Source organism: Bradyrhizobium sp. DOA1 (assembly GCF_001593325.1).
In the GTDB taxonomy this organism is placed as follows: domain Bacteria; phylum Pseudomonadota; class Alphaproteobacteria; order Rhizobiales; family Xanthobacteraceae; genus Bradyrhizobium.
Window position 1 is genome coordinate 3,524,179 of sequence record NZ_JXJM01000001.1, and the last position, 18,599, is coordinate 3,542,777.

Genomic DNA, 18,599 nt, shown 5'->3' on the forward strand with positions numbered 1-18,599 from the left:
CGTCATTACCCTGACCTGCTTCAGGCGAAGCGGCCCTATCACGACCTGCTCGCCGCTATCGTCGCGCGCCAGGCCGAGCTCATCGCGCGCTGGCTGCTGGTCGGCTTCATCCACGGCGTGATGAACACCGACAACACCTCCATCTCCGGCGAGACCATCGATTACGGCCCCTGCGCCTTCATGGATGCCTACAATCCCGCGCAGGTGTTCTCCTCGATCGACGAGATGGGCCGCTACGCCTATGCCAACCAGCCGCGCATCGGCTTGTGGAATTTGACGCGCCTCGCCGAATGCCTGCTGCCGCTGTTCTCCGACGACCAGGAGAAGGCAATCGCGGAAGCCCAGGACATTCTCGGCGCCTTCTCGGACCAGTTCAGCGCCGCCTATCAGTCCGGCCTGCGCAGGAAGGTCGGCCTGTTCACCGAGCGCGACGGCGACGAGGCGCTGATCCAGGACCTGCTCGACGCCATGGCCAAGAACCAGGCCGACTTCACCCTCACCTTCCGCAAGCTCGGTGAGGCCGCCGGCGATCCGGCGGCGGGCGACGCGCGCGCCCAGTTCATGGATCCCGCAGCATTTGACGAATGGGCCAAGCGCTGGCGCGAACGCATCGCACTGGAGCCGCAGAGCGCGGCCGAGCGGCAAGCCGCCATGCACGCGGTCAACCCGATGTTCATCCCGCGCAACCACCGCGTGGAGGCCGTGATCCAGGCCGCGGTCAACGAGGACGATTTCGCGCCGTTCGAGGAGCTGGTGCAGGTGCTGGCGAAACCGTTCGAGGACCAGCCGGAGTATGCGGCCTACGCCGATCCGCCGCTGCCGGACCAGCGGGTGTTGCAGACGTTCTGCGGGACGTGAACCTGGCTTAATCGGCATCGCGCTCTGATTGATTCATGAGACTGATGCGCGGTGCGCTATGCAACTCCTGTTCGGCGGCTCCTGTGAACACGACCCGTCCGCGGAACCGCTGTCATCAAACTGAAACACACGCGCTCTAACCGCCTGTCAGGGTCGTCTTGCCGGAGACGTCCATCCTCCAGACAGTTTCGATGCAGCGCGCCATGCCCTTCAAGTTCATCCACCTCACCGATACGCATCTCGCAAATCCCGGCTTGATGCTCTACGGGCTCGATCCGCGCGCCCGGCTGGACGCAGCAATTGCCGATATCAACGCGCGCCAAGCAGATGCGGCCTTCGCGGTCGTGACCGGCGACCTCACCCATTGGGGCGAGCCGGAGTCCTATGCCAACTTCGCCGAAGCGATGGCCGCGCTGAAGATTCCCTACATCGCCATGGTCGGCAATCACGACAAGCGCGTGGCCTGCCTCGACGGCCTGAAGGCTGCGCCGCGCGATGCCAACGGCTTCGTGCAGGGCACGCGCACCACCGAGCACGGGCTGTTCGTCTTCCTGGACACGCTGGACGAGACCAGCCACGCCGGCGAGATGTGCGCAAAGCGTCTCGGCTGGCTCGCGAGCACGCTCGCGGCAGCCCCCGCCGACATGCCTTTCGTCGTCTTCATGCATCATCCGCCCTTCCCGGTCGGCGTGCGGGCGATGGACGAGATCGCGCTGAAGCAGAGCGCGGAGTTTGCCGAGGTGATCGCGCCCTATCGCAGCCGCATCCGTCATCTCTTCTTCGGCCACGTGCATCGGCCGATCTTCGGCAGCTACGGCAAAATCCCTCTCTCGACGCTGAAGGGCACCAACCACCAGGTCTGGTTCGATCTCGACCCCACAGCTCCGCATCTGGCCAGCCACGAGCCGCCCTCCTACGGCGTGGCACTGATCGACGATGAGAGCCTGATCGTACACAGCCACGACTTCCTCGACACCAGTCTGCGCTTCCCGTTCGAGCCGCCCGCGGGAATGGACGGCCGCGACTATGCGCTCAAATTCGCGGCGGTGAGATGAGCCTTGCTGAACCCGCGGCTCTCCCGGTCGCGACCTCGGCGGCACCGCGTCTGCACGTTCTCAAGCGCTTCTCCAGCGGTTTCAAGGCTTCGCTGCCGGCCTATCTGCTGTTGCTGCCATCGCTGATCTTCCTCGCGCTGTTCACCTACGGCGCGATGGGCCGCGTGCTCATCGATGCGCTCTACCAGCGCACCACGCCGAAGGCTCCGGTCCGCTTCGTCGGGCTCGACAACATCAGTGCGGTGCTCGCCGATCCCGCCTTCACCGGAGCGGTCGTCAACAATCTCATCTATGCCGTCGGCACCGCGATCCCGAGTATCGGCCTGGCGCTGCTGTTCGCGCTCGCGCGCACCAACGTGGTGACCAGCGCGCTGCGCGCCGCACTGTTCCTGCCGGTGCTGATCCCGATGGTCGCGGCCTCCGCGCTGTTCCTGTTCATCTTCCTGCCCAATGTCGGCCTGCTCGACCATTACATCGGCCGGCTGCTTCCGGTGCTGCCGAACTGGCTCGGCGATCCCGACATCGCGCTGTCGGCGATCATGGTGATCACGGTCTGGAAGAACGCCGGCTATTACATGCTGTTCTTCCTCGCCGGCCTCCAGGCCGTGCCTGAGGACGTAATGGAAGCCGCGCATCTCGACGGCGCCGGTCCGTTCCAGCGCCTGCGCTACATCATCCTGCCGGAGCTCAAGCCCACCTTCCTGTTCGTCATCGTGATCGCCACGCTCAACGCGGTGACGCAGGTCGACCACGTCTTCGTCATGACCAAGGGCGGCCCCGCGAATTCGACCAATCTCGTGCTGTTCTACATCTACCAGCAGGCGGTCGAGCACTACGACATCGGCAAGGCCTCGGCGGCGACGCTGTTGACGCTCGCCGCGCTAATGGGCCTCACCGCGCTGTCTTTCCGCACGCTGGCGAACCGCGAGGGCGGGCCATGACGCTGATCGACAGGCTGTGGAAGGACGCGCCGCTCGCCACGCGCAACGAGATCACGCCGAAGTTCGGCTTCGTGCTGACCGTGCTGCTCGCGCTGGTCTGGCTGATCCCGTTCCTGTGGATGGGCGTGGCGACGCTGCGACCGCCCTCCGACGGCATCAACCTCATGGCGGAGCTGATGCCGAGCCTGACGCCGACGCTCGACAACATCAGAGACGCCTGGGAGATCGGCGATTTCCCGCGCTACACGCTCAACACCACGATCATCTGCGCCGGCATCCTCTTGGTACAGTTCGTCACCATCACGCTGGCGGGCTTTGCCTTTGCGCGCCTCGCATTCGCCGGCAAGACGTTGATCTTCTACCTGTTCCTGATGCAGCTGATGCTGGTGCCGGTGCTGCTGATCGTGCCCAACCTGACCCTGGTGGCACAGCTCGGCCTCTATGACACGCTCACCGGCGTGATGATGCCGTTCTTCGCGTCCGCCTTCGGCACCTTCCTGATGCGGCAGGCCTTCGAGGCCATTCCGACTGAGCTCGAAGATGCCGCGCTGATCGACGGCGCCGGCCTGTTCCAGCGCATCCGCCACATCTACGTGCCGCTGTCGATGCCGAGCTTCTCGGCGTTCGCCATCATCTCCGTCACCAGCCACTGGAATGACTTCCTGTGGCCGCTGATGGTGATCAATTCGCCGGACAAGCGGCCGCTCACGGTTGGCCTGTCGGTCTTCACCGCGACCGCCGAAGGCACGCAGGCCTGGGGCACCATCGCCGCCGGCACGCTCATGGTCATCGCGCCGCTGCTCATCACTTTCCTGATCTTCCAAAAGCGCTTCATCAGCTCTTTCGTCACCTCAGGCATCAAATAGGAGATTTTCCGATGCTGTTCTCCCGCAGGCTCATGCTGGGTCTTGCCATGGTAAGCGCCCTCGCCGTCCCGGCGATGGCCGAAGGTCCGACCGAGATCGACCTGTTCTTCCCCGTTCCCGTCGACGGCAAGCTCGCCCGCGACATGGGCACCATGATCAAGGAGTTCAACGAGACCCATCCCGCCATCAAGGCGACTGCCGTCTACACCGGCTCCTACGACGACACGCTGATCAAGACGCGTGCCGCGATCAAGGCCGGCAAGCCGCCGGCCGCCGTGATCATGTCGGCGAATTTCCTGCTCGACATGCAGATCGAGCACGAGCTCACCAATCTCGATGCCCTGATCAAGGCCGACGGCACCACCAAGGAGCAATTCCTCGGCCAGTTCTTCCCCGCGCTACAGGGCAATGCGGTGATCAACCGCTCGGTCTACGGCGTGCCCTTCCACAATTCGACGCCGCTGCTCTACATCAACGCCGACAAGGCCAAGGAAGCCGGTCTCGATCCGAACAAGCCGCCGCAGACTTGGGCCGAGCTCACCGACTGGGCCAAGAAGCTGACCAAGCGCGACGGCGACAAGGTGACCCAATGGGGCATCGCGATCCCCTGCGCCTATGACTATTGCGGCTGGATGATGGAAACGCTCACCATGAGCAATGGGGGGCGCTACTACAACGAAGAGTTCGGCGGCGAGGTCTATTACGACACGCCCTCGATGCTCGGGGCGCTTACCTGGTGGAATGACCTCGTCTACAAGCACAAGGTGCATGCGCCCGGCGCGACGCCCGGACCTGCCGTCAGCACCTCCTTCATCTCCGGCAATGCCGCGATGATGATGCTGTCCACGGGCTCGCTCACCTATGTGCGCGACAACGCCAAGTTCGCCTACAAGGTCGCCTTCATCCCCCGCAACGTCCGCAACGCAGTGCCGATCGGCGGCGCCTCGCTGATCGTCCCGGCCGGGCTCGAAGCCGAGAAGCAGAAGGCCGCTTGGACGCTGATCAAATGGATGACCTCGCCCGAGAAGAGCGGCTGGTGGAGCCGTGCCACCGGCTATTTCGCGCCCAACATGGCCGCCTACAAGACGCCGGAGATGGTGGACTTCCTGAACAAGAACCCGGACGCCAAGACCGCCGCCGAGCAGCTCGACGTCGCAAAGCCGTGGTTTGCGACCTACAAGACCGTCCCCGTCCGCAAGAACCTCGAGGACGAGGTGATGCTGGTCCTCAGCGGCAAGAAGCAGCCGAAGGAAGCGCTCATCGCCGCCCAGAAGGCTGCGGACGAGACGCTCAAGCCGTACAACGCGGAGACATCGCTGAAGCTGCCGTAAGGCCGGCGGCTTATCGCGCAATCGAACTTCGGCGCTCCGTCATGCGGGGCGCCGAATGCGTTTCGGGGATGCGCGCGCTAGATCGTCACGACGATCTTGCCGAACTGCGTGTTCGACTCCAGGAAGCGATGCGCTTCGACGATCTCTTCGAACCGGAACGTCCTGGCGATGATCGGCTTCAACGAACCGTCCGACAACCCGCCGAGAATGAACGCCTTCGCATCCGCAAGACGCGCGGGATCGCGGATGACCTCGTGCACGAGGTAGCCCCGCAGCGTCAGGCTCTTTCCGAGCACGTTGACCAGCGGGAACGGCGTCGGCATGGGGCTCAGGCCCCCGTATTCAATCAGGACGCCGCCCGGCGCCATCGCCGCGGTCAGCGGTTCTAATGCAGGGCCTCCGACTGCGTCGAACACCACGCGGACACCGTTTGAACCGGCGATCTTCGCCAGCCGCGCTCCGATATCCTCCTCGTCCGAGGCGATCACGTGGGCGGCACCGGCATCGCGCAAGGCGCGCCGCTTGGCCGATGTCCGCGTCAACGCGACCGGGACCGCGCCGATCCGGTTTGCGATCTGGATGGCGGCAAGCCCGACACTGCTCGACGCGGCCGTGATGGCGACGACATCCCCTCGCCCGAGTCCAGCGATGTCGACCAGCGCGCCATAGGCCGTCAGATACTGCATCCAGACCGCAGCCGCGGCCTCGAATCCCAGCTCGGGCGGATGCTTCACGACGAGCTCAGCCGGAAACGTCGCGAACTCGGCATAGGCCGGCCATCGCACCATCGACAGCGGCGGCACGATACTGACGGCGTCGCCCGGGACAAAGTCGGCGACGCCTTCGCCAACAGCCGCAACGATGCCTGCCGCCTCGAGGCCCAGGCCGGACGGAAATGCCGCGGTCTCGATATAGGTGCCTCTGCGCAGCAGCGCTTCCGCACGGTTGAGACCAAGCGCCTTGACCCGGATCTGAACCTCGCCTTTTCCCGGCGACGATACGTCGACGGTCTCGATGCAGAGCACTTCGGGACCACCATGCCGGTGAAAGCGAACGGCGCGCGCCATGGATTACACTCCAAAGCAGTTGAACTGAATGGAGCTATACTGGCCCCGCTGGAGCGGATAAATCGCCCGAATAGGCCAACAGTCGAAACCAGGAGTTTTCAATCATGGACCGCTTGACCAGCATGGCCGTGTTCGTCAGGGCCGTCGATCTCGGCTCGTTCACGGCAGCGGCCGACGCGCTGGAGATGTCGGGGCCGATGGTCGGCAAACATGTGCGCTTCCTCGAAGAGCGCCTCGGCGTCCGCCTTCTTAACCGCACCACGCGGCGTCAGGGCCTCACCGAGGCTGGCCAGGCCTACTACGAGCGCTGCCGCGCGGTGCTCAACGAGGCCGAAGCCGCCGACGCCAGCGTGGCCGACGGGCTGTCCGAGCCGCGCGGCAGGCTGCGCGTGACCATGCCTGCGCTGCTGGGACGGCACTGCATCGCGCCCTTGCTGGTGAAGCTCGCTCGCAAATATCCGCATCTCGATCTCGACCTCTCCTTCGGCGACCCGATCGCCGACATCGTCGAGGCCGGCTATGATCTTGCGATCCGGACCGGCGATCTCGATGACCAGTCCGGCCTGATCACAAGGCGCATCGCGAGCCAGCGCATGGTGGTGTGCGGCGCGCGCTCGTATCTGCGCGCCAACTGCAAGCCAAAGTCGATCGACGATCTCGCCGCGCATCAGGCAATCATCTATCGCCGCTCGGGCCGTGTCCGGCCGTGGCTGTTTCCGCAAGAAAGCCAGCCTCCACGCGAGATCATGCCGTCAGGCCGGCTGAGGCTCGACGATCTCGAGGCGATCGCGGACGCCGCCGCGCAAGGTATGGGCCTCGCCTGGCTGCCCTATTGGCTGGTCCGCGAGCGCCTTAAGACCGGCGCACTGGTCGGTCTGTTCGCGGAGCAGCCCGAATTCCTGTACGACTGCCACGCATTGTGGCCCCGCTCACCCCGCTTGCCGCCAAAAGTCCGCGCCGCCGTGGACGCTCTCACCGCAGCCCTGCCGAAGCTGATGACGTGACGCAGGCCCCGCGAGAGCCATTAACCTCTCGTCCACCATTCGGGCCGGCCCGCGGCCGGTAACCACGAGAATTAACAGACCCTCAACACAGCCCCGACAAATTTATCAATGTTTCTGGAGATTTCGCCGTGGATCTGTTGGTTATCGAGTTCCTGGGACTGGCTCTGGTCGCCATGTGCGTGCTGGTGGTGGCGCTGCCCTGCGCCCGGAAATCCTCGCAGCGGATCCGCTACGAATAGGAATTTCGTCGGAAAGATCCGATTCCAGCCCAAATGCAAGGGTCGAATTCGCATCGAGCCCCTTGACATCACTGCGCTTTCGGCAGAACGGCTGATGGTCTCGTCATGGGCCGTTCATGGATTTGATTACCACCACTGCTGACCTCGCGGCTGCCTGCAGCCGGCTGGCCAAGCACCCCGTTATCACCGTCGACACCGAGTTCCTCCGCGAAACCACCTATTACCCGCTGCTGTGCGTGGTGCAGATGGCCAGCCCCGAGGAAGCCGTGGTCATCGACACCCTGGCCGAGGGCATCGACCTCAAGCCGTTCTTTGAGCTGATGGGCAACGAGGGGGTGCTGAAGGTCTTCCACGCCGCCCGCCAGGACATCGAGATCATCTGGCACCAGGCCAATATCATCCCGCATCCGGTGTTCGACACCCAGGTCGCCGCGATGGTGCTCGGTTATGGCGATAGCATCGCCTACGACCAGCTGGTGGAGAAGGTCACCGGACACCGGCCGGACAAGACCCATCGCTTCACCGACTGGTCGCGCCGGCCGCTGACCAAGGAGCAGATGCATTACGCGGTGTCCGACGTCACCCATTTGCGCGACGTATTTGCAGCGCTCGACGCCGACCTCAAAAAACGGCGCCGCAGCGAATGGGTCTCCATCGAGATGGAGGTCCTGACCTCCCCCAGGACCTACGATTTCCACCCCGAGCGCGCCTGGGAGCGGCTGAAGACGCGGGTGCGCAAGCCCAAGGACCTCGCGGTGCTGATGGAGGTCGCGGCCTGGCGCGAGCAGGAGGCGCAGAGCCGTGACGTGCCGCGCGGCCGGGTGCTACGGGACGAGGCGATCACTGATATCGCGACCCATGCGCCGAACACGCTGGAGAAGCTCGCGAACTTGCGCTCCGTGCCGAAGGGATTTGAGAAATCCAAATGGGGCGCGGACATCGTCGCCGCGGTCGCGCGCGGGCTGGCGCGGGATTTCTCCACGCTGCCGAAGCTGGAGAAGCCGCGCAACAACAACAATGGCGCGGCGATCGTCGAGCTGTTGAAGGTGCTGCTGCGCATGACCGCGGAGCGCCATGCCGTCGCGAGCAAGGTGATCGCCACCGTCGACGACCTCGAAGAGATCGCAGCCGACGACGAGGCCGACGTTCCGGCGCTGCGCGGCTGGCGCCGCGAGCTGTTCGGCGATGCCGCGCTGAAACTGAAGCGCGGCGAGCTGGCGCTCGCGATCGAGAAAGGCCGCGTGATCGGGGTGCAGCGGGCCTAGCGGACCGCTCCGCTCCCTCCATCGTCGTTGCGAGGAGCTCTTGCGACGAAGCAATCCAGACCATTTCCGAGGAGGGATTCTGGATTGCTTCGCGGAGCCTGTCATCGGGCCGCGCGCGGACCCGTTGGCTCGCAATGACGAAATCCGACGCAGCAGCGCGGCCTACGCCGGCGTCAGCTTCGCCACCTCGCCCTTCATGTCGTTCAGCACGCCCAAGATCGCGGCGACCAACTCGTCGATCTGGGCCTTGGTTGAGATCAGCGGCGGGCAAATGGCGATAGCATCGAGCATGTTGCGGGAGATCACGCCGCGTTCCTGGAGCATGCGGCTGGCAATGCCGCCGACCGCGCCGGGCGTTGCGGCTGCCGTCTTGCGGCCCTTGTCGAGCACGAGCTCGATCGCTGCGATCATGCCGACGCCGCGGACCTCGCCGACCAGCGGATGGCTGGTGAGCTCGCGGAGCTTGGCCTGCATGGTGCCGCCAAGCTCAGCGGCATGCGCGACAAGGCCCCGTTCCTCGATGATCTTCAGGTTCTCCAGCGCAATGGCCGAGCCGACGGGATGGCCGCCCGCGGTGAAGCCGTGGCCGAGCACGCCGATCTTGTTGCTCTCGTCCGCGATCGGCTCGAACATGCGATCGTTCAGGATGATCGCCGACAGCGGGAAATAGCTCGAGGTGATCTGCTTGGAGACCACGATCGCGTCGGGCTTGATGCCATAGGTCTCGCAACCGAACATCTTGCCGGTGCGGCCGAACCCGCAGATCACCTCGTCGGCGACCAGCAGGATTTCGTACTTCTTCAGGACCGCCTGGATCTTGTCCCAATAGGTCGCCGGCGGCACGATGACGCCGCCCGCCCCCATCACGGGCTCGCCGAAGAAGGCCGCGATCGTATCCGGTCCCTCCTTCTGGATCAGCGCGTCGAGCTCCTCAGCCCTGCGCGTCGCAAACGCCTCCTCGCTCTCGCCGGGCGCGCCGTCCTTGTAGAAATGCGGCGAGCCGGTGTGCAGAATGTTCGGCAGCGGCAGGTCGAACGAGCGGTGATTGTTCGGCAGGCCGGTGAGGCTGGCCGAGGCAATGGTCACGCCGTGATAGGCACGCATCCGGCTGATGACCTTCTTGCGCTGCGGCTGGCCGAGCGCATTCGAACGATAGGCGATCAGCTTCAGGACCGTGTCGTTCGCTTCGGAGCCGGAATTGGTGAAGAATACCTTGCTCATCGGCACAGGCGCGAGCGCGACCAGCTTCTCGGCGAGGTCGATCGAGGGCCCATGCGATTTGGCCGAGAACGTGTGATAGAACGGCAGTGCCTGCATCTGCTTGTGCGCGGCCTCGACGAGACGCTTCTCGTTGAAGCCGAGCCCGACGCTCCATAGGCCTGCCATCGCCTCGAAATAGCGTTTGCCCGACGCATCGAACACGTACGGCCCCTCGCCGCGCTCGATCACGAGCGGGCCGGCCTGCTGATGGGTGCGTGCGTTGGTGTAGGGATGGAGCTGGTAAGCCACATCCCGGGCCTCTTGCGAATTGGGCAGCATGGACATTGCAGGAATCCTTACGGTCGTGACGTCACCGGCATGGCCGGCGTCATCACTTGATGGTCAAGTGACTTGGAAGACCAAGCTACTTGGCTATTGCGGTGAAACGAAGCTTGCAACGCCAATTCGCCGGCAGCAAGCGCTCAGCAGCGTTGCACAAAGCCGCATGTCGGGATTCCAACGGCTCTCAGGCCGCATCATCGTGATGCCCATCGTCGTCGGCGACGGCCTCCCTCACCTCGACCAGCGCCATCGAGAGCAGATAGACCGTTGTGGGCAAGCCGACCCGGCGCGCCGCTTCGACGGCACGCGACAGATCGCTTGCCAGCTCCTTGAGCTGTTCTCCCCGTGACAATGTCGCAACCCCATCCGCCGATCGCGGCCGCCTACACCGCAACGGCGCCGCTGGTTCTGATCAGTTCGGCGCTGGATTGGATCGTAGCAAAATTCCCGACGACATTCACTACTGCACGCTTGTAGGCGGCGGCATCGCCACTGCCCGGCTGACGGCAAGCCACGGCGTCGGTGACCACCTCGTAGCGATGGCTGCGGTGAAACCCGTCCACGGCGGTGGCCAGGATCGTCTCGTCGAGGGAAAAACCGGCCAGAACGCAGCGCACATTGCGGATATTGGACATGTAGTCCACAAACCGCGACGAGCTGTAGGCCGACGGCAGCGGATGCTCGAACGTCATTTCGCCAGGACGCGGCTTTGCCTCTGCGATCCAATCGGTCAGCCTGGATGCCGGATTGAACCAGGCCGCCTGCGCGATGCGCTTCAGATGCATTACCGGCCAGAGATTGCTGCGCCACAGCGTCAGCAATTCCAGGCAGCGCGCGGTGGCCGCTTCGCCGTCGAGAATGACGTGGCGACGCCCGGGGGTGAGATATTCGATCTGGAGATCCGCGCAGACCAGGATCGGCGGATCGTCGTGGATGGAAACCGGCATTGTCCTGCGCTTGGCTGCACCTGTTTCAGCGGTCGGCGAGCGCGAGGTCCCGCAGCGGCGAGGTCACCGCCCGTCGCGCGGAGGCGTCGAGCACGCCCGGCCGATCCCAATCGCCTTCGGGCCGGATGATCACATAGGGATCGCTGTCCAGCGTGATGGCGTCCGGTCCCGGCTCGATCTCCAGCAGCATCTCCGTATAGGAGAAGTCGGAAAAAGTGATCTTGCGGTTGTGGCCGAGCGGCTTGGCGCCGAAATGGGCCCAGAAATCGACCAGCCGGTCCTGCGCCTGGCCGTAGATCTTGCGAAAGCCCTTGCGCTTGACGTAGTCGACGCTCGCCTGCACCAGCTTGAACGAGACGCGCGAGCGGCGGTGCTGGTGACGCACTGCAAGGCGCTCCACCTTGGCAAAATCGCCGAAGAAACGGACCCGCAGGCAGCCCGCGGGCTCGCTGCCGACGAAGCCAATGAAATGCGCGGCGACCATGTCGTTGCCGTCGAACTCCTCCTCGAACGGACAATCCTGCTCGGCGAGATAGACCGCAGAACGGATGGCGGTGACGAGCATGAGATCGCTGGGGTCGCGCGCAAGGCGGATCGAGATGGCGCGGGAGTCGGGCTTGGCGAGAGGAATTCTAGTACCGTGCATCTGCAAAGCTCCTTGCTTGGATGATCGCACCCGGCATGTGCATCGGCTGGCGGTGCCAGGGGCGCTCGTAGCACCATAGGTCGGGCTGGAAGCTCGGGACCGGGGCAAAGCCCGTCGCCTTCATGATGTCGCGTCCGGCCACGGTTGACGGCTGCGCATAGCAATCGGCGCCGCGAAACCTTAGCTGTCGCAAATGAGCCGCCGCCTTGCCGAGGCCGGCGATGCCGCGCCCCGTCGCCGCGATCGCCCAGATGTAGATGGCCGCAACGTCGTCCTTCGCCGAGGCGAGATAGTGCGTTTCGGGCGCTGTAAGACAGATCTCATCGAGCAGCAGCGCATCGTGCCCGCGCTCGTTGAGGAACAAGAAGGCCATGCCACCGAGCAGATGGCCGTTCCGGCTGAAGGTCAGGATGCTCTCGGGATCGAACGTGAAATACCTTGCAAGCTCCGCCGAGCCGATCTGCACCCCCGGCACCAGGCGATGCGCCATCTCCGAAAGCGCGGCGATTTCGGAAAAATGCGCGCAACGGACATCGACGTCCGCGCTCAGCGGCAGCGCGTCGAAATCATGCCTTGCGGCAAACGAGCCCCTTTCCATACCGGTATCGTCCCTCTATCGTTTGCGGCTTTCGTACCCCGCTACGAGGACGACCTTAGCGGTTGGGGATCAGGAGTATGCAGCAGTTATTGCACCGGGGTGCTGCGATGATGCAGCACCGTGAAGAAGCCCTGGGTGCGTCCTGGGACGATTTGAAGCTGTTTTTAGCGTGCGCAAAATATAAAAGTTTTCGCAATGCGGCCGAAGAGCTCGGGCTCACCTCCACCACCCTGATGCGCAGGATCGACCGGCTCGAAGAGAACATCGGCTGCAAGCTGTTCCTGCGCGACCAGAGCGGACTCACGCTCAGCGACGAAGGCACCGCCATGATCGCTGACGTCGCGCATATGGAGCGTCATGCCTTCAACGTCTTCCGCCGCGCCTCGCGCTCGTCGAGCGACGCCGCCGGCACCGTGCGCGTCGCGGTGACGGAGGGGCCCGGCAATTTCTGGATCCTGCCGCGCCTGATCGATTTCCAGAAGACCTATCGCAAGATCACCGTCGACCTGCGCTGCGCGATGGAACAGGCCGACGTCGCGCGGCTGGAATCCGACATCGCTATACAGCTCGAGCCGCCGACCAATCCGGATCTGATCGTCGCGAAGCTAGGCCGTCTCCACATCTATCCGTTCGTCTCCAAGGAATACGAGAACCTCTACGGCGTGCCGGCGACGCTGGCCGAACTGAAGAACCATCGCATCATCAAGCAGAGCGCGCCGCAGGTCGACGACGGCGCCTATGCCCGCGTGCTCGGGCTGCAATCGCTGGAGGGCATCGTCGGGATCAAGACCAACTCTTCGGTCGGCGTGCTCTATGCCGTGGAGCGCGGCGCCGGCATCGGCTTCCTGCCGACGGTGTCGATCGCGCTCGGCGCACCGCTCGTTGCCGTCGATCTCGGCGTCAGCCACCATGCCGATCTCTGGCTCACCTATCACAAGGAGTTCCGCAGCTCCGAACGGCACAAGATCGTCGTCGACTGGCTGAAGAAGATCTTCGATCCCAGAACCTATCCCTGCTTCCGCGACGAGTTCATCCATCCGAACGCGCTGGTGCCGATGATGACGGCCGCCCGCGAAGGTTTTGGGCTGACGGGGTATGTGGCGGCGACGCCGGCGTGAGCTACCATTTGTATTCGAAGCCGACCGTGCCCTGGTGCGAGGTGAGCTCCCTGCGGAACTTGCCGTCGTAATTGACATAGAGCCGCGCCACGTTGGTCAGACTGAGCGAGGCTGAGGCGCCGGCATCCGCGCCGTAACGGCTCTCGCCGATGCCGGGAACGACGATGCTCTGGGCTCCCAGGCTGACCTGGATCGATCCGAGATCCTGGTGGAAATTGTCGACGAACTTGCCGTAGGCAGACAGATCCAGGATCCTCTGGTCGATGATGAAGTAGCGGCCGATCTCGGCCCCGATCATGACCCGCGCGCGGGACAGCGCAGTCGCGCCGACGTTGAGCGGATCGAGGCCGCCGGCCTCCTGGAACGCGGCGCTGGTGGCGCGCACATATTCGAGCGCCCCCTTGGGCACGATGCGCATCTGGTCCTTGGTCCAGTAGTAGCTGATCTCGGTCAGCGCGCCGTCCACCGCCGCGCGATAGCCCGCCGTCGCAAGGCCGAGGCCGGTGTCGCGGCTGGAGCGGACCTTGCCGAAGCCATGCACCACCGCAAATGCCCAGGTCCAGGGGCCTTTGTCGACCGAGCCGCTAAAACCGACTTGGGTCAGGTCGAGCGTCGCCGACTGCAGCGCCAGCGGCACGTCGATGTCGGTGTGGCTCTGATCGACCGAAAAGCCGAGATTGACACCGGGCGCAACGCGCGCGCCAAAACCGGCGACGCCACCAAAGGTCTTGCGCTTGTCGCCGACGAAGTCTCCTTGCGCGTCCGTTCGCACCGAGATGCCGTAGCCCTCGAACCAGGTGCGGTAGCGCGGATCTTCGGTGGCCGCCGACGCGCCGCCGCCGCCGGGATTGCTGCGGAACGCCCGGTTGACGCCGCCGGATGCCTGGTTGCCGAGGCGCTCCAGGAAATTCGAGCCGAGATTGAGCGCACTGTTGCCGGCCGACTGATCGTCATTGGCCGAATTGGCCGACGGGGTGGGAGGCGGCGGCGGGACGAGTTGGGCATAAGCGGGCGTCGTCACCAGGATCAACACGACGATGCTCGCGACCTTGGCCGTCGTCCGGCGAGTCCGGGCTCCTCCAATCACCTGCCGTGTCCCGGAGAGCTGCGACGTGCAGCACATGACGATCAATCCCAAAGCAAATGGCGGCGCGAAAATGCAACACGGTCTGCGCCGATTTGCGCCGAACTGCCGCGGAGGGTCAACCGCTCGGCGCGCCAAGATCGAGCCTATTGGCTCGATTGTGGTTCCGCTGCCACAGGTCGCAAATTGCAGACGGAGAGGCCTGGTCCGATCTTGAAATTCGCGCTCTGCTTGCTAACGCGCGATTTTCATGTTGCAATATTGGTCACAATCGGAATTGACCGCGCGGCTGTGCGTTTCGCGACGATGAGACTCGACAGACTTCCGGAAGCCCGTTTGTGGCGTGGCACGCGAAAAAGCGGCCGCGTCGTTTTTCTATCTAGTGGAGGAGACTAGCGATGCCGCAAAAGGGCACCGTCAAATGGTTCAACCCGACCAAGGGTTATGGGTTCATCAAGCCGAACGGCGGCGACAAGGACGTGTTCGTCCATATCTCGGCCGTCGAACGCGCCGGGCTCTCGACCCTCAACGAAAACCAAGTGGTTGAATACGACCTCGTGGAGAACCGCGGCAAATCATCCGCGGAGAACCTCAAGGTCTCCTGATTTTTCTCAGGGCTGAACCGCGAGAGATCATGACGTTGCCCCCGGCTCTGCCGGGGGATTTTGTTTGGGCCATTCGTTCGATTGCCTCTACCAAGCTTTCCGGTTATATTACCGGAAATCACATTGGACATGAGCCGTGGCAACGAAATCCCAGCGAAGAGCGACCCGGACGCATCGGCGTCGCGCCGCGGCGCGGGGGCTGGTCAGGGTCGAAGTCCAAGCCGCAAAGAAGGATGCGGGCCTCATCCGTGCATTGGCCGAAACCCTGCGCGACAAACCGGAGCGGGCCGCGTCACTTCGATCAACGTTGGCCAGCGCCCTCCAAAGTCCCGACGTCAAGACCGCCTTCGACATCTTCGGCTCCGAGCTTTCCGATGAAGTCTTCGAGGGCGTATTTGATCAGCCGCGGCGCGATGGCTGGCGCAAGGTCGATTTGTGAGATTTCTCCTCGACACCAACGTCATTTCCGAAATACGCAAGCGCGATCGCGCCGAGCCAAATGTCATCCGTTGGGTCAATCAGACTCCGCCGGAGCATATCGGAACCAGCGTGTTGGTTCTTGCCGAGATTCGCCGAGGCATCGAATTGAAAAGGCGAAACGATCCGGCCCAGGCGAAGTCTCTCGACCGATGGTTCTCACAAATGAGGACTCGACTTGCCGATCGGGTTCTTCCCATCGACGAGACTGTCGCCGAGACCTGGGCCCTGCTTGGAATTCCGCATCCGCTGCCACTCATTGATAGCCTGCTCGCCGCCACAGCCAAAGTCCACGGCCTCACACTGGTGACGCGCAACACTGCCGACATCGGGACGACCGGCGTAGCTCTGCTCAATCCATTTGCGGCATCTGACAGAGATCGATGATCCAACGATCAGCGCGCTCGCAGCGGCGAGCCGGCAAGCTACATCGAATAGCTGAGCGTCTGCCTTAGCCGACCACCGGTGCGATCAGAAAATTCTCCGACGCAGAGCTCCCCGCCGTCCTGCACACATCGCCTTCAATCCGGACCTTGCCCATAGCCAGCAGCCGCAGTGCCTCGGGATAGATGCGATGCTCGACTTCGAGGATGCGCTCCGAGAGTGTGTCGCCCGTGTCGTGATCGCTGACGGGGACCGCGCCCTGCATCACGATCGGGCCGGCATCGGTCTCGGGGATCACGAAATGCACCGTCGCGCCTGACAGCTTGACGCCGGCGCGCAGGGCCTGGCCATGCGGGTCGAGGCCGGGGAAGGACGGCAGCAGCGAGGGATGGATGTTGAGCATCCTGCCGTACCACGCCTTGGTGAACTCGGCCGTGAACAGGCGCATGAAGCCGCCTAGGCAAATCAGCTCGATGCCGTGCCGGTCGAGGGCTGCCTGCAGCACTTTCTCGAAGCCGGCGCGGTCCTTGCCGAACGGCTTGCTCTCGATCACCTCAGTAGTCACGCCGCTCGCCCTCGCCCGTTCCAGCCCGAGCGCATCGGCCTTGTTTGAGATGACGAGCGAAATCTCCGCCGGGAAATCGGCCGAGCTTGCTGCCTTGATCAGCGCGGCCATGTTGGAGCCGCGCCCGGAGATCAGGATGGCGACGCGGCGCTTCATCACAGCGCCAGTCATCACAGTGCCATGTCGAGGTGGCCGTTATAGACGACGCGGTGCTCGCCCTCGGCCGGGATCACGGTGCCGAGCTGCGCCACCGTCTCACCCGCATCGGTGAAGACCTCAATCACCTTGTCGACCTTGTCAGGCTCGACGATCGCGATCATGCCGATGCCGCAATTGAACGTGCGCAGCATTTCGAGCTCGGCAATACCGGCCTGCGCCGCCAGCCATTTGAACACGGGGAGTACCGGCAGGCGCGCGAGGTCAATGCCGACGCCGAGGTGCTTCGGCAGGACGCGCGGAATGTTGTCGGTGAAGCCGCCGCCGGTGATGTGGGCGAGCCCCTTCACCGCGCCGGTTTCGCGAATCGCGCGCAGGCAGGATTTGACGTAGAGCCTGGTCGGCGTCAGCAGCGCGCCGCCGAGCGTCATCACGGGCGCGAACGGCGCCTGCGCCTCGAAGCTGAGACCGGACTGCTCGACGATCTTGCGCACCAGCGAAAAACCGTTGGAATGCACGCCCGATGAGGCGAGGCCGATCACGGCGTCGCCCGCCGCGATATCCTTGCGCGGCAACAGCGTACCGCGCTCGGCGGCGCCGACGGCAAAGCCGCCGAGGTCGTAATCTCCGTCCTTGTAGAGCCCGGGCATCTCGGCGGTCTCGCCGCCGATCAGGGCGCAGCCGGATTCCCGGCAGCCTTCTGCGACGCCTGCGACGATCGCGGCGGTGGCCTCCGGATCGAGCTTGCCACAGGCGAAATAGTCCAGGAAGAACAGTGGCTCGGCGCCCTGCACCACGAGGTCGTTGACGCTCATGGCGACGAGATCGATGCCGATGCCGCCATGCAGGCCGGTCTCGATCGCAATCTTGACCTTGGTGCCGACGCCGTCGGTCGCGGCGACCAGGACCGGGTCCTTGAAGCCGGCCGCCTTGAGGTCGAACAAACCCCCGAAACCGCCGATTTCGGCGTCGGCGCCGGGGCGTGCGGTGGCGCGCACCATCGGCCTGATCAGGTCGACGAGGCGGTTGCCCGCGTCGATATCGACGCCTGAATCGGCGTAAGTGAGGCCGTTTTTGCGGTCGGTCATGCCCGATTTCCAGTGGGTTTGCGGCTGGTTACGTCGAATTCCGTGGACGCGCAATGGCTCGCATGGCGCCCCGCCCTATACTATGTAGACATATCAACCGGTTCAGCCTGTAACGGGCCGGATTCGAGGTCAGACCGGTGCCGGGAAGCGCTGCGTGAGTATTCCGAATATCATTACCCTAGGCCGCATCATGCTGGTCCCGATCATCGTCTGGGCCATCGTGTCGAGCCAAATGGAGGTGGCGTTTGCCGTCTTCCTGGTCGCCGGCATCAGCGATGCCGTCGACGGCTTCCTGGCCAAGCGCTTCAACATGACGAGCGAGCTCGGCGCCCTGCTCGATCCGCTCGCGGACAAGGCGCTGCTGGTCTCGATCTACATGGCGCTCGGCATCTGGGGCGCGATCCCCCGCTGGATCGTGATCCTGGTGGTCTCGCGCGACATCATGATCGTCGCTGCCGTGATCGTATCCTGGTTGTTCGACCGGCCGGTCGAGATGAAGCCGTCCAAAGTGTCCAAGCTCAACACCGTCGCCCAGGTGGCGTTCGCGGCCCTGGTGCTGGCGGCGCTTGCTTTCGGCTTCAAGCCGGCCCCCTATGATATGATCCTGATGGGTCTCGTCACGATCTTCACGCTCTCCTCCGTGTCGCTCTATCTCGTCGAGTGGCTGCGGCACATGAGCACGATCGAGGCCAAATGAGCTGCGAAGCGGCCCCGCAAAAGGCCAACTCGCGCCGGATAGGATCAAATCTTCAAGCTGAAGCCG

At 64.1% G+C, this 18,599-nt stretch carries 21 protein-coding genes; 13 read left to right on the forward strand and 8 right to left on the reverse strand.

Annotation, left to right across the window (positions count from 1 at the left end; all coding sequences use genetic code 11):
- The 5 genes from SE91_RS16790 to SE91_RS16810 all read left to right on the forward strand — a co-directional run.
- A partial coding sequence (locus SE91_RS16790) for a protein adenylyltransferase SelO family protein (protein WP_197489475.1) occupies nucleotides 1-858 on the forward strand: 858 nt, incomplete at its 5' end.
- 203 nt (nucleotides 859-1,061) lie between these two features.
- Nucleotides 1,062-1,913: a phosphodiesterase gene (locus SE91_RS16795; protein WP_061851162.1), complete on the forward strand. Its 852-nt coding sequence runs from the start codon at nucleotides 1,062-1,064 to the stop codon at nucleotides 1,911-1,913.
- Nucleotides 1,910-2,854 carry a carbohydrate ABC transporter permease gene (locus SE91_RS16800; protein ID WP_061848379.1) on the forward strand — a complete coding sequence of 315 codons (945 nt, stop codon included), beginning with the start codon at nucleotides 1,910-1,912 and terminating at the stop codon, nucleotides 2,852-2,854. The genes SE91_RS16795 and SE91_RS16800 overlap by 4 nt, the downstream gene beginning before the upstream one ends.
- Entirely contained in the window at nucleotides 2,851-3,720 is an 870-nt protein-coding gene (locus SE91_RS16805; protein ID WP_061848381.1) for a carbohydrate ABC transporter permease, read from the forward strand. The genes SE91_RS16800 and SE91_RS16805 overlap by 4 nt, the downstream gene beginning before the upstream one ends.
- Nucleotides 3,721-3,731: 11 nt before the next feature.
- Nucleotides 3,732-5,051 (forward strand): ABC transporter substrate-binding protein, encoded by a 1,320-nt coding sequence (locus SE91_RS16810; protein ID WP_061848383.1) that lies wholly within the window; start codon nucleotides 3,732-3,734, stop codon nucleotides 5,049-5,051.
- A 77-nt stretch (nucleotides 5,052-5,128) separates the two neighbouring features.
- Here the strand turns inward: SE91_RS16810 and SE91_RS16815 are convergent, their stop codons facing one another.
- Complete coding sequence (locus SE91_RS16815; RefSeq protein WP_061848384.1) at nucleotides 5,129-6,118, reverse strand: zinc-dependent alcohol dehydrogenase family protein; 990 nt, start codon at nucleotides 6,116-6,118, stop codon at nucleotides 5,129-5,131.
- Nucleotides 6,119-6,222: 104 nt separating this feature from the next.
- On the opposite strand from SE91_RS16815, the gene SE91_RS16820 reads away from it, so the two are divergent.
- Together SE91_RS16820 and rnd are read left to right on the forward strand one after the other, a co-directional pair.
- A complete protein-coding gene (locus tag SE91_RS16820) occupies nucleotides 6,223-7,122 on the forward strand; it encodes a LysR family transcriptional regulator (protein WP_061848385.1) in 900 nt (299 codons plus the stop codon).
- Between the two features lie 355 nt (nucleotides 7,123-7,477).
- A complete protein-coding gene (rnd, locus tag SE91_RS16825; RefSeq protein WP_008551610.1) occupies nucleotides 7,478-8,626 on the forward strand; it encodes a ribonuclease D in 1,149 nt (382 codons plus the stop codon).
- Between the two features lie 162 nt (nucleotides 8,627-8,788).
- On the opposite strand, the gene SE91_RS16830 is transcribed toward rnd, so the two are convergent.
- On the reverse strand, nucleotides 8,789-10,171 hold the full coding sequence (locus SE91_RS16830; protein ID WP_061848386.1) for an aspartate aminotransferase family protein: 1,383 nt from the start codon (nucleotides 10,169-10,171) through the stop codon (nucleotides 8,789-8,791).
- On the opposite strand from SE91_RS16830, the gene SE91_RS37115 reads away from it, so the two are divergent.
- Nucleotides 10,164-10,517: a hypothetical protein gene (locus SE91_RS37115; RefSeq protein WP_197489476.1), complete on the forward strand. Its 354-nt coding sequence runs from the start codon at nucleotides 10,164-10,166 to the stop codon at nucleotides 10,515-10,517. The two genes, SE91_RS16830 and SE91_RS37115, sit on opposite strands and share 8 nt — an antisense overlap.
- Nucleotides 10,518-10,551: 34 nt before the next feature.
- Here the strand turns inward: SE91_RS37115 and SE91_RS16835 are convergent, their stop codons facing one another.
- Genes SE91_RS16835 through SE91_RS16845 form a run of 3 tightly spaced genes read right to left on the reverse strand, consistent with a single transcriptional unit; the run spans nucleotide 10,552 to nucleotide 12,359 of the window.
- Nucleotides 10,552-11,115, reverse strand: a complete 564-nt coding sequence (locus tag SE91_RS16835; RefSeq protein WP_060735870.1) for an isochorismatase family protein — start codon at nucleotides 11,113-11,115, stop codon at nucleotides 10,552-10,554.
- 25 nt (nucleotides 11,116-11,140) lie between these two features.
- A complete protein-coding gene (locus SE91_RS16840) occupies nucleotides 11,141-11,761 on the reverse strand; it encodes a GNAT family N-acetyltransferase (RefSeq protein WP_061848387.1) in 621 nt (206 codons plus the stop codon).
- Nucleotides 11,748-12,359 (reverse strand): hypothetical protein, encoded by a 612-nt coding sequence (locus SE91_RS16845; protein WP_061848388.1) that lies wholly within the window; start codon nucleotides 12,357-12,359, stop codon nucleotides 11,748-11,750. The genes SE91_RS16840 and SE91_RS16845 overlap by 14 nt, the downstream gene beginning before the upstream one ends.
- A 77-nt stretch (nucleotides 12,360-12,436) precedes the next feature.
- On the opposite strand from SE91_RS16845, the gene SE91_RS16850 reads away from it, so the two are divergent.
- Nucleotides 12,437-13,477 (forward strand): LysR family transcriptional regulator, encoded by a 1,041-nt coding sequence (locus tag SE91_RS16850; protein ID WP_060735869.1) that lies wholly within the window; start codon nucleotides 12,437-12,439, stop codon nucleotides 13,475-13,477.
- 1 nt (nucleotide 13,478) lies between these two features.
- Here SE91_RS16850 and SE91_RS16855 read toward each other — a convergent pair whose 3' ends face one another.
- Nucleotides 13,479-14,600: an autotransporter outer membrane beta-barrel domain-containing protein gene (locus SE91_RS16855; protein ID WP_061851163.1), complete on the reverse strand. Its 1,122-nt coding sequence runs from the start codon at nucleotides 14,598-14,600 to the stop codon at nucleotides 13,479-13,481.
- Nucleotides 14,601-14,959: 359 nt separating this feature from the next.
- Here SE91_RS16855 and SE91_RS16860 point away from each other — a divergent pair, with 359 nt between their 5' ends.
- The 3 genes from SE91_RS16860 to SE91_RS16865 all read left to right on the forward strand — a co-directional run bounded on the left by SE91_RS16860 (nucleotide 14,960) and on the right by SE91_RS16865 (nucleotide 16,030).
- The gene (locus SE91_RS16860; protein WP_008551638.1) at nucleotides 14,960-15,166 is read left to right on the forward strand and encodes a cold-shock protein; all 207 of its coding nucleotides are present in this window, start codon (nucleotides 14,960-14,962) and stop codon (nucleotides 15,164-15,166) included.
- 136 nt (nucleotides 15,167-15,302) lie between these two features.
- Nucleotides 15,303-15,605 carry a hypothetical protein gene (locus SE91_RS36340; protein WP_156489646.1) on the forward strand — a complete coding sequence of 101 codons (303 nt, stop codon included), beginning with the start codon at nucleotides 15,303-15,305 and terminating at the stop codon, nucleotides 15,603-15,605.
- Complete coding sequence (locus tag SE91_RS16865; protein ID WP_061848389.1) at nucleotides 15,602-16,030, forward strand: type II toxin-antitoxin system VapC family toxin; 429 nt, start codon at nucleotides 15,602-15,604, stop codon at nucleotides 16,028-16,030. The genes SE91_RS36340 and SE91_RS16865 overlap by 4 nt, the downstream gene beginning before the upstream one ends.
- 64 nt (nucleotides 16,031-16,094) lie before the next feature.
- Here the strand turns inward: SE91_RS16865 and purN are convergent, their stop codons facing one another.
- A complete protein-coding gene (gene purN, locus SE91_RS16870; protein ID WP_061851164.1) occupies nucleotides 16,095-16,748 on the reverse strand; it encodes a phosphoribosylglycinamide formyltransferase in 654 nt (217 codons plus the stop codon).
- Between the two features lie 14 nt (nucleotides 16,749-16,762).
- Complete coding sequence (gene purM / locus SE91_RS16875) at nucleotides 16,763-17,836, reverse strand: phosphoribosylformylglycinamidine cyclo-ligase (RefSeq protein WP_061848390.1); 1,074 nt, start codon at nucleotides 17,834-17,836, stop codon at nucleotides 16,763-16,765.
- A gap of 154 nt (nucleotides 17,837-17,990) precedes the next feature.
- Here purM and SE91_RS16880 point away from each other — a divergent pair, with 154 nt between their 5' ends.
- A complete protein-coding gene (locus SE91_RS16880) occupies nucleotides 17,991-18,533 on the forward strand; it encodes a CDP-alcohol phosphatidyltransferase family protein (protein WP_008551651.1) in 543 nt (180 codons plus the stop codon).
- Nucleotides 18,534-18,599: the final 66 nt, after the last annotated feature.

Excerpts from the sequence above, each read along its gene's own strand:
- SE91_RS16800 (WP_061848379.1), top strand. The coding sequence starts at position 1,910 with ATGAGCCTTGCTGAACCCGCGGCTCTCCCGGTCGCGACCTCGGCGGCA.
- SE91_RS16820 (WP_061848385.1), top strand. The coding sequence starts at position 6,223 with ATGGACCGCTTGACCAGCATGGCCGTGTTCGTCAGGGCCGTCGATCTC.
- SE91_RS16835 (WP_060735870.1), bottom strand. The coding sequence starts at position 11,115 with ATGCCGGTTTCCATCCACGACGATCCGCCGATCCTGGTCTGCGCGGAT.
- SE91_RS16805 (WP_061848381.1), top strand. The coding sequence starts at position 2,851 with ATGACGCTGATCGACAGGCTGTGGAAGGACGCGCCGCTCGCCACGCGC.
- purM (WP_061848390.1), bottom strand. The coding sequence starts at position 17,836 with ATGACCGACCGCAAAAACGGCCTCACTTACGCCGATTCAGGCGTCGAT.
- SE91_RS16840 (WP_061848387.1), bottom strand. The coding sequence starts at position 11,761 with ATGCACGGTACTAGAATTCCTCTCGCCAAGCCCGACTCCCGCGCCATC.
- SE91_RS16830 (WP_061848386.1), bottom strand. The coding sequence starts at position 10,171 with ATGTCCATGCTGCCCAATTCGCAAGAGGCCCGGGATGTGGCTTACCAG.
- SE91_RS16815 (WP_061848384.1), bottom strand. The coding sequence starts at position 6,118 with ATGGCGCGCGCCGTTCGCTTTCACCGGCATGGTGGTCCCGAAGTGCTC.
- purN (WP_061851164.1), bottom strand. The coding sequence starts at position 16,748 with ATGAAGCGCCGCGTCGCCATCCTGATCTCCGGGCGCGGCTCCAACATG.
- SE91_RS16845 (WP_061848388.1), bottom strand. The coding sequence starts at position 12,359 with ATGGAAAGGGGCTCGTTTGCCGCAAGGCATGATTTCGACGCGCTGCCG.
- SE91_RS16810 (WP_061848383.1), top strand. The coding sequence starts at position 3,732 with ATGCTGTTCTCCCGCAGGCTCATGCTGGGTCTTGCCATGGTAAGCGCC.
- SE91_RS16860 (WP_008551638.1), top strand. The coding sequence starts at position 14,960 with ATGCCGCAAAAGGGCACCGTCAAATGGTTCAACCCGACCAAGGGTTAT.
- rnd (WP_008551610.1), top strand. The coding sequence starts at position 7,478 with ATGGATTTGATTACCACCACTGCTGACCTCGCGGCTGCCTGCAGCCGG.
- SE91_RS16855 (WP_061851163.1), bottom strand. The coding sequence starts at position 14,600 with ATGTGCTGCACGTCGCAGCTCTCCGGGACACGGCAGGTGATTGGAGGA.
- SE91_RS37115 (WP_197489476.1), top strand. The coding sequence starts at position 10,164 with ATGGACATTGCAGGAATCCTTACGGTCGTGACGTCACCGGCATGGCCG.
- SE91_RS16795 (WP_061851162.1), top strand. The coding sequence starts at position 1,062 with ATGCCCTTCAAGTTCATCCACCTCACCGATACGCATCTCGCAAATCCC.
- SE91_RS16850 (WP_060735869.1), top strand. The coding sequence starts at position 12,437 with ATGCAGCAGTTATTGCACCGGGGTGCTGCGATGATGCAGCACCGTGAA.